Origin of the sequence: Pseudomonas sp. NPDC096917 (assembly GCF_044762555.1) — a bacterium.
GTDB lineage: Bacteria > Pseudomonadota > Gammaproteobacteria > Pseudomonadales > Pseudomonadaceae > Aquipseudomonas.
Genome location: NZ_JBIWEO010000005.1, coordinates 12,797 through 26,197, shown reverse-complemented (window position 1 = coordinate 26,197; position 13,401 = coordinate 12,797). Strand labels below are relative to the sequence as shown.

Annotated in this window: 12 protein-coding genes; 8 read left to right on the top strand and 4 right to left on the bottom strand. The window is 55.9% G+C overall.

Features of this window, described 5'->3' with window-relative positions; translation table 11 throughout:
• Positions 1-110: 110 nt before the first annotated feature.
• Entirely contained in the window at positions 111-1,625 is a 1,515-nt protein-coding gene (gene pap, locus ACIQYF_RS07405) for a polyphosphate:AMP phosphotransferase (RefSeq protein WP_402858843.1), read from the top strand.
• A 103-nt stretch (positions 1,626-1,728) separates the two neighbouring features.
• Here pap and ACIQYF_RS07400 read toward each other — a convergent pair whose 3' ends face one another.
• Entirely contained in the window at positions 1,729-3,120 is a 1,392-nt protein-coding gene (locus ACIQYF_RS07400) for a class II fumarate hydratase (protein WP_402858840.1), read from the bottom strand.
• A gap of 195 nt (positions 3,121-3,315) precedes the next feature.
• Between ACIQYF_RS07400 and ACIQYF_RS07395 the strand changes: the two genes are divergently transcribed.
• The 7 genes from ACIQYF_RS07395 (at position 3,316) to ACIQYF_RS07365 (ending at position 11,062) form a co-directional block, all read left to right on the top strand.
• Positions 3,316-3,831 carry a DUF2059 domain-containing protein gene (locus ACIQYF_RS07395; RefSeq protein ID WP_402858837.1) on the top strand — a complete coding sequence of 172 codons (516 nt, stop codon included), beginning with the start codon at positions 3,316-3,318 and terminating at the stop codon, positions 3,829-3,831.
• Between the two features lie 11 nt (positions 3,832-3,842).
• Positions 3,843-4,139, top strand: a complete 297-nt coding sequence (locus ACIQYF_RS07390) for a BolA family protein (RefSeq protein WP_402858834.1) — start codon at positions 3,843-3,845, stop codon at positions 4,137-4,139.
• Positions 4,140-4,240: 101 nt separating this feature from the next.
• A complete protein-coding gene (locus ACIQYF_RS07385; protein ID WP_402858831.1) occupies positions 4,241-5,179 on the top strand; it encodes a rhodanese-related sulfurtransferase in 939 nt (312 codons plus the stop codon).
• Between the two features lies 1 nt (position 5,180).
• A complete protein-coding gene (locus tag ACIQYF_RS07380) occupies positions 5,181-5,816 on the top strand; it encodes a DsbA family protein (RefSeq protein WP_402858828.1) in 636 nt (211 codons plus the stop codon).
• Positions 5,809-7,626, top strand: a complete 1,818-nt coding sequence (locus ACIQYF_RS07375; RefSeq protein WP_402858825.1) for an ABC transporter ATP-binding protein — start codon at positions 5,809-5,811, stop codon at positions 7,624-7,626. Before ACIQYF_RS07380 ends, ACIQYF_RS07375 begins: the two co-directional genes overlap by 8 nt.
• A gap of 145 nt (positions 7,627-7,771) precedes the next feature.
• Complete coding sequence (locus ACIQYF_RS07370) at positions 7,772-10,231, top strand: EAL domain-containing protein (protein ID WP_402858822.1); 2,460 nt, start codon at positions 7,772-7,774, stop codon at positions 10,229-10,231.
• 45 nt (positions 10,232-10,276) lie between these two features.
• A complete protein-coding gene (locus ACIQYF_RS07365; protein WP_402858819.1) occupies positions 10,277-11,062 on the top strand; it encodes a TenA family transcriptional regulator in 786 nt (261 codons plus the stop codon).
• Between the two features lie 139 nt (positions 11,063-11,201).
• Here ACIQYF_RS07365 and ACIQYF_RS07360 read toward each other — a convergent pair whose 3' ends face one another.
• The 3 genes from ACIQYF_RS07360 to ubiG are packed head-to-tail and all read right to left on the bottom strand — an operon-like array spanning position 11,202 to position 13,361.
• Positions 11,202-11,942: a YciK family oxidoreductase gene (locus tag ACIQYF_RS07360; RefSeq protein ID WP_402858816.1), complete on the bottom strand. Its 741-nt coding sequence runs from the start codon at positions 11,940-11,942 to the stop codon at positions 11,202-11,204.
• Positions 11,943-11,987: 45 nt separating this feature from the next.
• Positions 11,988-12,659 (bottom strand): N-acetylmuramic acid 6-phosphate phosphatase MupP, encoded by a 672-nt coding sequence (gene mupP / locus ACIQYF_RS07355; protein ID WP_402858813.1) that lies wholly within the window; start codon positions 12,657-12,659, stop codon positions 11,988-11,990.
• A gap of 3 nt (positions 12,660-12,662) precedes the next feature.
• On the bottom strand, positions 12,663-13,361 hold the full coding sequence (ubiG, locus tag ACIQYF_RS07350) for a bifunctional 2-polyprenyl-6-hydroxyphenol methylase/3-demethylubiquinol 3-O-methyltransferase UbiG (RefSeq protein ID WP_402858810.1): 699 nt from the start codon (positions 13,359-13,361) through the stop codon (positions 12,663-12,665).
• Positions 13,362-13,401 lie beyond the last annotated feature (40 nt).

Sequence of the window (13,401 nt, the reverse complement as noted above, 5' to 3'; positions counted from 1 at the left end):
TCTAGCTGATCGCTCACAGCGCGATTGATTGATGACCGTTTTATGAGCTTTGTTGCGACGCCGTAAAGAGCAATCGGCTAGGCTTGTCTCATCTTGCCAGGGAGCTTCCTATGTTTGAATCTGCTGAAATCGGTCATTCCATCGATAAAGAAACTTACGACAGAGAAGTTCCCGCTTTGCGTGAAGCCCTGCTTGAGGCGCAATTCGACCTGCAGCAACAGAAGCGCACGGCGGTCATTGTGCTGATCAATGGCATCGAAGGCGCGGGTAAGGGAGAAACGGTCAAGCTGCTGAATGAGTGGATGGACCCGCGTCTGATTGAAGTACGCACGTTTGACCAGCAAACCGACGAGGAGCTCGCCCACCCGCCCGCGTGGCGTTATTGGCGTCATTTGCCGGCCAAAGGTCGGATGGGCGTGTTCTTTGGTAATTGGTACAGCCAAATGCTGCAGGGGCGGGTGCACGGCGTGATCAAGAACGCGGTGCTTGATCAAGCCATTACCGGCGCCGAGCGGCTTGAAAGAATGCTGTGTGATGAAGGTGCAGTGATTTTCAAACTCTGGTTTCACTTGTCTAAAAAACAAATGAAAGCGCGCCTCAACGCGCTTAAGGACGACCCGCTGCACAGTTGGCGCATCAGCCCACTGGACTGGCAGCAGTCACAAACCTACGACAAGTTTGTGCGTTACGGCGAACGCGTGATTCGCCGTACCAGTCGTGATTACGCGCCGTGGCACATCGTTGAGGGCCTTGACCCCCATTATCGCAGTCTGACCGTGGGCAAAATCCTGCTCGAAGGTCTGCAAGCGGCACTCAACGCTCCCAAGGCGCGGGTACGTCCGATCAATGTGCCGCCGTTGCCTGAAAACCGCGATGGTCTGAGCCTGCTTGACTGTCTGGATATGACCCAGCGTCTGGAAAAGGACGACTATCAGGAGCAATTGATTACCGAACAGGCGCGTTTGTCGGGCTTGATGCGAGACAAACGCATGCGTCGGCATGCGCTGATCACCGTCTTCGAAGGTAACGACGCGGCCGGCAAGGGTGGCTCCATTCGTCGGGTGGCAGCGGCGCTCGACCCGCGCCAATACAACATTGTGCCGATCGCCGCGCCTTCCCAGGACGAGCGTGCACAACCGTACCTCTGGCGTTTTTGGCGGCAGATACCTGCGCGGGGCAAATTCACGATCTTTGACCGCTCCTGGTATGGCCGGGTGCTGGTGGAGCGGGTTGAAGACTTTTGCAGCCAGGCGGACTGGATGCGGGCTTACGGCGAGATCAATGATTTTGAAGAGCAGCTGAGGAATGCGGGAGTGATCGTCGTTAAATTCTGGTTGGCGATTGATAAACAAACTCAGCTGGAGCGTTTTCAGGAGCGTGAAACCATTCCGTTCAAGCGTTTCAAAATCACCGAAGAAGATTGGCGCAACCGCGAAAAATGGGACCTGTATCGCACTGCTGTGTGCGACATGGTTGATCGCACCAGCACCGAGATTTCACCCTGGACATTGGTCGCGGCCAATGACAAGCGCTGGGCGCGGGTCAAAGTGTTGCGCACCATCAACGAGGCGCTGGAAGCGGCCTTTGAGAAAAGCGATAAACACGCTAAAAAGCATAAGAAATAAGTCACCCCACCGGTGGAATCGCCTGTGTAGGCGCGAGCTTGCCCGCGATCTTTTGGTCTTTTAAAAGATCGCGAGTCACGCTCGCGCCTAAAGGGTTTGGGGATTAATGCTTGCCCGGACTCAGCATGTTCTGCGGGCGCACCCACTGGCTGAACTCTTCATCGGTCACGTAGCCCAACTCCAGCGCGGCTTCGCGCAAGGTCAACCCTTCGGCATAGGCCTTTTTGGCGATTTGAGCCGACTTGTCATAGCCGATATGCGGGTTGAGGGCTGTGACCAGCATCAGCCCGCGTTCCAGATGTTCAGCCATTTTTGCGGCGTCCGGTTCAAGGCCCGTTACGCAGTGCTCATTGAAATTGGTGCAGCCATCGGCCAGCAACTGAATCGACTGCAACAGGTTATGGATGATCACGGGTTTGAAGACGTTGAGCTGCAAGTGCCCCTGACTGGCGGCAAAACCGATTGCAACGTCATTGCCCATGACCTGACAGGCCAGCATCGACAAGGCTTCACATTGGGTCGGGTTCACCTTGCCGGGCATGATTGAGCTGCCCGGTTCATTGGCTGGCAGTCTGATTTCAGCCAATCCGGCGCGTGGTCCCGAGCCCAGCAAACGGAAGTCGTTGGCCAGCTTCATCAGGGTCCCGGCCAGGGTTTTCAGGGCGCCCGACAACGTGGTGAGTGGCTCATGCCCGGCCAGCGCGGCAAACTTGTTCGGCGCGGTGACAAATGGCAAGCCGGACAAGGCCGCAAGTTCTGCCGCAATGGCTTCAGCAAAACCGTGTGGGGCATTTAACCCGGTACCCACGGCAGTCCCGCCCTGGGCCAGTTCGCACACGGCCGGCAGCGAGGCGCGGATCGCCCTCTCGGCATAATCAAGTTGGGCGATATAAGCTGAAAGCTCCTGGCCGAAGGTAATGGGCGTTGCATCCATCATGTGGGTGCGGCCCGTTTTAACCAGGTTCATGTAGCGCGCCGATAATTCGGCAAGCCCGCCGGACAACTCGCTGATCGCGGGCAGCAGGTCCTGGTGAACAGCCTTGGCGGCGGCAATGTGCATGGCGGTAGGAAAACAGTCGTTAGAGCTTTGCGAGCGGTTGACGTGATCGTTCGGATGCACCGGGGACTTGCCGCCACGGCCTTTGCCTGCGAGTTCGTTGGCTCGACCGGCGATCACTTCATTGGCGTTCATGTTGCTCTGGGTGCCGCTGCCGGTTTGCCACACGGCCAGCGGAAACTGATCATCGTGCTCGCCGGCGAGAACTTCGTCTGCCGCCTGTTCAATCAGGCGTGCAATGTCGGCAGGTAGATCCCCGTTGCGATCATTAACCCGCGCCGCGGCCTTTTTGATGAGTACCAGAGCGTGCAGCACAGCCAGGGGCATTTTCTCGTTGCCGATGGCGAAGTTAATCAGCGAGCGCTGAGTCTGAGCGCCCCAATAGGCCTCATCCGGTACGTTCACTTCACCCAGGCTGTCGGTTTCGATACGGCTCATCAGGCTTGTTCTCCTTAGGGGTTGATCAGTGAGCTTAGGCGCTGATTACCCAAAGAGGTTCAAACTTTGGTTTTGGAGGCTTTTGTCGGATGGTTGAGAACCCCCTGTCAGTCTCGGGGTTGAGTGACACACTTTGTTAGGCGCAGAATGGTCGCCCCTGGGGTTCGACCTCGCTTGCTAGATAAAGGAAACTCGATGACCCGTCTTCGCGCCATCTGTACTGCAGTTGCTCTGGTATGCGCCAGCGGCCAGGTTTTTGCCGATGCAGCCAGCCACGCTGCCAGTGCTGAAACGTTCCTCAAACTGGCACACGCCGACAAACTGGGGACTCCGGTCTACATGCAAGTGCAGCAAATGTTTGCTCAGCGTTTTGAGCAGACCAAAGCGCCAGCGTCCAAGCAAGCCCTGCTGGAAACCTACCAGGCCAAAGCCAACACCGCTCTGGACAAAGCCATTGGCTGGGACAAGCTCAAGCCTGACATGGTCAAGCTGTACACCGCCAACTTCAGCGAATCGGAGCTCAACGATCTGGTGAAGTTCTACCAGTCGCCACTGGGCAAGAAAGTCCTGGAAAAAATGCCTCAGTTGACCCAGCAATCTGCCCAAATGACTCAGGCCAAGCTGGAGAGCGCCGTGCCTGTGGTCAACAAGCTGCTGGCTGACATGACTGCCGAGCTGGAGCCTAAAGCTGCCCCGGCCAAGAAGAAGTAAGCGGAGCCTGAATGGACATGCAACAACGTATCGAAACGGCGCTGAGCGCGTTGCAACCCGAGCATTTGAAAGTGCTGGATGAAAGCCACATGCACAGTCGCGGGTTGCAGACGCACTTCAAGGCGGTGGTGGTCAGCGAGCAGTTCGCCGGGCTCAATAGCGTCAAGCGTCACCAAAAGGTCTACGCCACTCTGGGTGACTTGATGGGGGAGTTCCATGCGTTGGCTCTGCACACGTATACGCCTGAAGAGTGGGCGAAAATCGGCACAGCCCCGGCCTCGCCGACGTGTGCTGGCGGTGGGCACTAACACGCGTTTTTGTTAGAATCCGCAGCGCGCCGCTTAGTCGGCGCGTTTTTTTTGGTATCCGGTTCACCCTTTGCGAGGGTAGCCACCTGGAGAGAGACAGAATGACCGCGTCAATTGTCGTAGCTGCACTGTATAAATTCGTCACCCTTGAAGATTACGTTGAACTGCGCGAACCCTTGCTCAAGGCAATGGTTGATAACGGCATCAAAGGCACCTTGCTGATTGCTGAAGAAGGCATTAACGGCACCGTTTCAGGCAGCCGCGAAGGGATTGACGGGCTGATGGCCTGGCTCAAGAACGATCCGCGCATGGTCGATATTGATCACAAGGAGTCCTACTGCGAAGATCAGCCGTTCTATCGGACCAAGGTCAAGTTGAAGAAAGAAATCGTCACCCTCGGCGTAGAAGGCGTGGACCCGAACAAAAAAGTCGGAACCTATGTCGACCCCGAGAACTGGAACGCACTGATCAGCGATCCAGAGGTGTTATTGATTGATACCCGTAACGACTACGAAGTCTCGATTGGCACGTTTGAAGGCGCGATTGATCCGAAAACCACCAGTTTTCGCGAATTTCCCGACTACATCAAAGCCAACTTCGACCCGGCCAAGCACAAGAAAGTCGCCATGTTCTGTACAGGCGGCATTCGCTGTGAAAAAGCATCGAGCTACATGCTTAGCCAGGGTTTTGACGAGGTATATCACCTTAAAGGCGGGATTCTGAAGTACCTCGAACAGGTACCGCAGGAAGAAACCAAGTGGCAAGGTGACTGCTTCGTGTTTGATAACCGTGTGACCGTACGCCATGACCTGACTGAAGGAGAGTACGATCAGTGCCATGCCTGCCGTACGCCTATCAGCATTGCGGACCGTGAGTCGGAACACTACCAGCCGGGGATCAGTTGCCCGCATTGCTGGGACAAGCTGAGCGAGAAAACCCGTCGCAGCGCGATTGACCGCCAAAAACAGATTGAACTGGCCAAGGCCCGCAATCAGCCACATCCGATTGGCCACAACTACCGCAAACCTGCCGAGGCTTAATATGTCCGCGCGCCTGCTCTATGTGATGGATCCGATGTGCTCATGGTGCTGGGGTTTTGCCCCCATCGCGCAAGCCTTGGTTGAGCAGGCGCAAGCTGCCGGTGTGGACCTGCACCTGGTGGTGGGCGGGTTGCGCACCGGCAGCGGGGCGGCGTTGGAGCCTGCCACGCGACGTTACATTCTTGAGCATTGGCAGGCGGTAGCCGAGGCTACTGGGCAAGCGTTCCGTTTTGAGGGCGCGTTGCCCGAGGGTTTTGTCTACGACTGTGAGCCCGCGTGTCGTGCTGTGGTCGCCGCGCGCAGTCTGGCACCGGAGTGCGCATGGGCGTTGCTCAAGCTCATTCAGCAGGCGTTTTATGTGCAAGGGCTGGATGTGACGCAAACACCGTTGCTGGTTGAACTTGCCGAGCAGGCCGGTTTATCGCGCATTGAGTTCGCCGCTGCATTCGATAGCGTGGAGCAACATGCCGCCACTGCCGCAGACTTCTCCTGGGTTCAGGATTTGGGCATTGCCGGGTTCCCCACCTTGCTTGCCGAGCGTAATGGCCAACTGGCATTGCTGACCAATGGCTATCAGCCGCTAGAACCTCTGTCTGATCTTTTGGGCCGCTGGCTTGAACGTGCCGCGAGTGTTTGATCCCTCTTCCAAGCCATCCACTTCCCGCGCTGCCGACCGTCTGAGCTGGGCCGAAATTCGGCGCTTGGCCCTACGTCATAAAAAAGCGTTGTGGATTGCCAACGGTGTGGCGGTATTGGCCACGTTGTGCAGCGTACCGATTCCGTTGCTGTTGCCGTTGTTGGTGGACGAAGTGTTGTTGGGGCATGGCGACGCTGCGTTGAAAGTAATGAACAACGCGTTGCCTGCCGCGTGGCAGACGTCGGTTGGCTATATCGGTCTGATGCTCTTGATGACGTTGCTGCTGCGTACTGGCGCGTTATTGTTCAACGTATTGCAGGCGCGTCTGTTTTCACGGCTGGCCAAAGACATTGTGTTTCGTATTCGGGTGCGTTTGATCGAGCGTTTAAAACGTATCTCGCTGGCCGAATATGAAAGTCTTGGGAGCGGCACTGTCACCACGCATCTGGTCACCGATCTCGACACACTCGACAAGTTTGTCGGCGAGACATTAAGCCGGTTTTTGGTGGCAATGCTTACCTTGATCGGAACGTCGGCGATTTTGCTGTGGATGCACTGGCAGTTGGCATTGCTGATCCTGTTGTTTAACCCGTTGGTGATTTACGCCACGGTGCAACTGGGCAAGCGCATCAAGCATCTCAAAAAACTCGAAAACGACAGCACGGCGCGTTTCACCCAAGCCCTGACTGAAACCCTGGATGCGATTCAAGAAGTGCGCGCGGGTAACCGCCAGGCGTTTTTCCTTGGCCGTTTGCAGCAGCGGGCGCGTGAGGTTCGGGATTTTGCCGTCGCCTCGCAATGGAAAAGCGATGCATCGAACCGCGCCAGCGGTTTGTTGTTCCAGTTCGGTATCGATATTTTCCGTGCGGCGGCGATGCTGACAGTGTTGTTCTCTGATCTGTCGATTGGCCAGATGCTGGCGGTGTTCAGCTACTTGTGGTTCATGATCGGGCCGGTCGAGCAGTTGCTGAATTTGCAATACGCCTTTTATGCGGCAGGCGGGGCGCTGACGCGTATCAACCAATTGCTGGCGCGTGCGGATGAGCCGCAGTACCCGGGGGGCGTTAACCCGTTTGCGGGGCGCGAAACAGTGGGTATCGACATTCGTGATCTGAGTTTCAGTTACGGCGAAGAGCGGGTGCTGGATCAGCTTAACCTGAGCATTGCGCCAGGCGAGAAGGTGGCAATTGTCGGTACCAGTGGCGGCGGTAAAAGCACCTTGGTGCAACTGCTGCTGGGGTTGTATACGCCGCAGTCCGGGAGCATTTCCTTTGCTGGCGTCAGTCAGCCAGAAATTGGCCTGGAGATCATTCGCGAACATGTGGCGGTAGTGTTGCAGCATCCGGCACTGTTCAACGATACGGTGCGGGCTAACTTGACCATGGGTCGTGAGCGCACCGATGAAGCCTGTTGGCGCGCCCTTGAGATCGCTCAGCTCGATGGCACTGTTTTGACCTTGCCCCAAGGCCTGGACAGCATTGTCGGGCGTTCAGGTGTGCGCTTGTCAGGTGGGCAGCGCCAGCGCCTGGCAATTGCTCGCATGGTACTGGCCGAACCCAAGATAGTGATTCTCGATGAAGCCACCAGCGCCCTCGATGCGGCCACCGAATACAACCTGCATCACGCTTTAGGAAAATTCTTGAGCGGGCGCACGACTTTGATCATTGCTCACCGTCTTTCTGCGGTAAAACAGGCAGACAGGGTGTTGGTGTTTGATGGCGGACACATTGCCGAGGAGGGCGACCACCAGCAGTTAATTGCTGAAGGCGGTCTTTATGCAAAGTTGTACGGGCATCTGCAGCAAACCTGAAGTCGAGTGACCGTAATGCCAGCCGATTGAGTTTATTGGGTGTTGACCAGCAGTACGAGTCGTTCCGAATGTCGGAAATTAGCCTAATCTGATTCGGATGCTCTTTCTTTTGAGTTCATCTGGTAGCTTGCAGCAAAGGTAACTCATGAAGCCAAAAGATACCCTCGGAACGCCGCATTTGTTGGGGATTGTCTGGCCCTTTATTGCGGTGGTGCTGTTTCAGGCGTTATTGGGCTGTGTGAGCCTCTATATGCTCTCTGCCGTGAGGGGCTATGTCGCAGGTGAAAGCTTATGGTCCAAAGGCCAAAAAGATGCGATCTACTTTCTAAGCCTGTACGCCGACAGTCGCGATCCTTCTATTTTCGAGCAATATCAGCGTTCCATTCTGGTCCCCCAGGGCGGTCATAAGCTGCGGGTTGCACTGGACCAATCGTCGCCTGACATGACGGCGGCCCGCGAAGGCATCCTGCAAGGCGGTAATAGCCCTGAAGATGTCTCCAGTCTGATTTGGTTCTATCAAAATTTTCGTAATTTCAGCTACCTGGACAAGGCCATCCAGAAATGGAGTGTGGGCGATGATTACCTGGTCAAGCTCGATAATCTGGCGCAAGAGATGCATCGGCTTATCAGCACCAACCAGATGTCAGAGGCTGACATCAAGCAGTGGAAAGCGCAGATTTATGCCATCAATGAGGCGGTGACGCCGGCCGCCAAGGCGTTTAGCGATGCTTTGGGCGAAGCGTCGCGCTTTATTTTGAAATTGCTGGTCATCATCAACCTGGCCACGGCCTTGGGGCTGATTTTTCTGGCGCTGTTGCGTACGCAAAAAATTCTCCTGCAGCGCAGTGCGTTTGCCGAAGCATTGCAGTTAGAGAAGGAGCGGGTGCAAATCACTCTGGAATCCATTGGTGATGGGGTTATCAGTACTGATGTGAATGGGGCTATTGCCTACATGAATCCGGCGGCTGAGCGGCTGACTCACTGGAAGTCCGAACAGGCGCAGGGCGTGCCACTGGGAGCGCTGTTCAAATTGCTTGATGAAGGCGCGCCGGATGATGGTTTCAAACTGATTGATCGCGTGCTTAGCGGACGGTTGGGCAACAACAGTGAGCACTCCAAGTTGATTCAGCGCATGGACGGCAGTACGGTTGCCGTCACCCTGGTGGGGGCGCCCCTCCTGCATGGGGGCAAAGTCAGCGGGGCGGTGCTGGTGCTTCATGACATGACTCAAGAGCGTCAGTACATTGCCAACTTGACCTGGCAGGCAACCCATGACGCGCTCACCGGGTTGGCTAATCGACGCGAGTTTGAGTACCGCCTGGACTTGGTGCTGCAAAATCTGGCGCGACTGCAGGGGCGGCATGCGCTGATGCTGCTGGATCTTGATCAATTCAAGCTGGTCAATGATACCTGCGGGCATGCGGCGGGTGACGAATTGCTGCGTCATATTTGTGCGCTTTTGCAGTCCGGTCTCCGTGAAGGCGACACTTTGGCGCGACTGGGCGGAGATGAATTTGGCATTTTGCTGGAAAACTGTCCGGCCGACATGGCCGAAAAAATTGCTGAAGGATTGCGTCAGACGGTGCAAAGCCTGCATTTTGCCTGGAAGGGTCGTCCGTTTCTGAACACTATCAGTATTGGCCTTGTGCATATCCATCAAGTCCCGGTGACGCTTGAGGCCTCCTTGCGTGCGGCCGACATGGCCTGCTACATGGCCAAGGAGAAGGGGCGCAATCGGGTTCAGGTTTATCACGAGGATGACTCTGAGCTGTCATTACGCTTTGGTGAAATGGCATGGGTTCAGCGGTTGCATGTTGCGTTGGAAGAAAATCGCTTTTGCCTCTACTCGCAAGCGATCGTCCCGCTGGGAGACACCCAGGAGGACAACGGTCATATTGAGATTTTGTTGCGTCTGCATGATGAAAACGGGCGCATGATCCTGCCTGACAGTTTTATCCCGGCAGCTGAGCGTTATGGCTTGATCACCTCTATTGACCGTTGGGTGGTCGAGAATGTATTCAAGATCATTTCCGAGTGCTCGGCCCAAGGGGCCGGGCGACCGATGGCCATGTGTGCCATCAACCTCTCGGGCACGACCATTGGCGATGATGATTTTCTGGCGTTTTTGCATGAACAGTTTGAATGCTATGGCGTTTCACCCAGCCAGATTTGTTTTGAAATCACGGAAACCAGCGCGATTGCCAATTTGGGCAGCGCCATTCGTTTTATAAATGATCTCAAGGCGCTGGGTTGCCATTTCTCTTTAGATGATTTTTGTGCAGGGATGTCTTCATTTGCCTACCTGAAACACCTGCCTGTCGATTTTTTAAAGATCGATGGCAGCTTTGTAAAAGACATGCTTGATGACCCAATTAATCAGGCTATGGTAGAAGTGATTAACCATATCGGGCACGTTATGGGTAAGCGTACGATTGCCGAGTTCGTCGAATCCTCGCAAATTGAACAGGCTTTAGTCGACATCGGCGTCGATTATGCGCAGGGTTATGTTGTTGAGCGCCCGCACGTGTTCACCTGTGACAGCTTATGGTATATGCCCAAGCGCCCCAGGCCTTTAGCTTTGAAGTTGCCGGGCACTTTGCGCTAAGTGTTAGTGGTATTTTGAAAATCACCTTTCAGAAGGAACCCGATAGTGATCGATGCATTCAACCGTACTGGGCCTCTTATGGAAGCGACCAGTTACCCCGAGTGGGCACAGCAACTGATCCGCGATTGCAGCGAAAGCAAGCGGCGGGTGGTTGAGCATGAAATCTACAAGCGCATGCGTGATAACACGCTCAGTGAAAAGACCTTGCGACTTTACCTGATCGGCGGCTGGCCGGTGGTCGAGCAGTTCTCTCTGTACATGGGGCACAATCTGGGCAAAACCCGTTATGGCCGCCACCCTGGCGAAGACATGGCGCGTCGCTGGTTGATTCGCAACATCAGGGTTGAGTTGAATCATGCGGATTATTGGGTGAACTGGGCGCGCGCGCATGATGTCAGCCTTGACGACATGAATGCACAGGACATTCCGGCCGAATTTCAGGCCCTCAATGATTGGTGCTGGCATAGCTGCGTGACGGATTCGCTGGCTGTGTCGATGGCGGCAACCAACTATGCCATTGAAGGGGCTGTCGGTGAGTGGGCTGCGGTCGTTTGTTCCAAAAGTATCTACGAAGAGTCCTTTCCGCAGGAAGGGCGCAAGCGCGCCATGAAATGGTTGAAGATGCACGCCCAATATGACGATGAACATCCTTGGGAGGCCCTGGAAATCATCTGCACGCTGGCGGGGATGAACCCGAGTCAGGAGCTGAAAACCGAGTTGCGCAAGGCGATTTGCAAGAGCTATGACTACAAGTACCTGTTTTTGCAGAGCTGTCTGCAATTCGAAAAAGCGCCTGTTGTGCGTGAGCACAGAGAGCTGGCAGTGAGCTGATTGGCGTGTAGGCTGATCAGAAGCTCGCAGCTTAAGGCGGCTCCTGCGGGGCGCTCAGACAGCGTCAACCGGTGTGAGGCGCATAAAAAACCGAAGGCTGCGTATGAACGCAGCCTTCGGTTTTTTTGTAGTCATGCTTTTATTGTGCGTCGAATGCCTGGCCGTTGATGCCGGTGCTGTCAGGCCCCATCAGGTACAGGTAGACCGGCATGATGGTTTCTGGCTCGGGGTTGTTCTGCGGGTTTTCGCCCGGGTAGGCCAATGCACGCATGCTGGTCCGGGTGGCACCAGGGTTGATGCTGTTGGAGCGAACGGATGAAACAGTTTCAACTTCGTCGGCCAGGGTTTGCATCAAGCCTTCGGTGGCGAATTTCGAAACGCCGTAGGCGCCCCAATAGGCGCGGCCTTTACGTCCAACGCTGCTGGATGTGAAGATCACGGATGCATCCTGTGACAGCTTGAGCAACGGCAGCAACGTGCTGGTGAGCATAAACGTTGCGTTGACGTTAACCTGCATGACGCGCATGAAGTTCTCGCCGGACAGCTGTTCAAGCGGTGTGCGGGGGCCGATGATCGAGGCGTTGTGCAGCAGGCCGTCAAGGTGGCCGAACTCGCTTTCAATCATTGCGGCCAGCTCGTCGTACTGATGGGCCAGGGCCGTTTCGAGGTTGAAAGGAATGACAGCCGGTTGTGGGTGTCCTGCAGCTTCAATGTCGTCGTAAACCTGGCTCAGGTTGGCTTCTGTCTTGCCCAGCAGCAGCACGGTGGCGCCGTGTGCAGCATAGGTTTTGGCAGCAGCGGCACCAATGCCGCGCCCCGCGCCAGTGACCAAAATGACGCGGCCCTGGAGCAGGTTGGGGCGGGCGGAATAATCAAACATAAAACACCTCAACAAAAAGCAAAAATTGCGTGCTGCGTCCGCGTGTCAGCAACTGCACATGGCGTTATCCAGCACCTTGCGCAGTTCGGCCGGGTGATCGACCACCACATCGGCGCCCCAATGGTCCGGATTGTCGTTCGGGTGGATATAGCCATAGCGCACAGCAGCCGTTTTAGTGCCCGCATCGCGGCCCGACTCGATGTCGCGCAGGTCGTCACCCACAAACAGCACGCTGGCGGGATCAAGGTCGAGCATTTTGCAGGCCAGGATCAGCGGTTCCGGGTCGGGTTTGCTGCGGCTTACGTGGTCAGGGCAGATCAGCAGGGCTGAGCGCTCGGCCAGCCCCAACTGCTCCATGATCGGCTGGGCAAAGCGCACCGGCTTGTTGGTCACGACGCCCCATAGCAAATGAGCCTTTTCGATGTCGGCCAGCAGTTCGGCCATGCCGTCAAAGAGCTTACTGTTTACGGCACAGTCACGCTGATAGCGTTCAAGAAACTCCAGGCGCAGTGCTTCAAAATCCGCAGATTCAGGGTCTATGCCAAAGGTCGCGGCGACCATGGCGCGTGCGCCGCCGGAGATTTCATCACGAATCAGCTTGTCATCAATCGGCGGCAGGTCGCGTTCGGCGCGCATGGCCTGGCAGATGGCGATAAAGTCCGGCGCGGTGTCGAGCAGAGTGCCGTCCATGTCAAAAAGAACTGCTCTTAAACGCATGTATTACTCCTCGCGAAGGGTCTGGATCATGTAGTTGACGTCTACATCGTTGGCCAGTTTGTAGTGCTTGGTCAGCGGGTTGTAGGTCAGACCGATGATGTCTTTGACGCTCAGGCCGGCTTGGCGGCTCCAGGCACCCAGCTCCGAAGGGCGGATGAACTTCTTGAAGTCATGGGTCCCGCGCGGGATCAGCTTCATGATGTATTCAGCGCCGATAATCGCGAACAAATAGGATTTCGGGTTGCGGTTGATGGTCGAAAAGAATACCTGGCCGCCGGGTTTGACCATCTGATAGCAGGCGCGGATCACGGACGCGGGATCTGGTACGTGTTCCAGCATTTCAAGGCAAGTCACTACATCGAATTGGCCGGGCATCTCAAGCGCCAGTTCTTCAGCGGTGATCTGGCGGTATTCAACGTTTACCCCGGATTCAAGCTGGTGCAGTTGCGCAACCGCCAGCGGGGCCTCGCCCATGTCGATACCCATCACGGTCGCGCCGCGTTGAGCCATGGATTCGCTGAGGATGCCGCCGCCGCACCCGACATCGAGCACTTTTTTGCCAGCCAGTTGTACGCGTTCGTCAATCCAGTTGACGCGTAACGGGTTGATGTCGTGCAGCGGCTTGAACTCGCTTTCGCGGTCCCACCAGCGATGGGCAAGCGCCTCGAATTTGGCGATCTCGGCGTGGTCGACGTTGCTCATGGGTAAATCCTCTGAAGCTGAAAAATCCTGGTAAAACTCA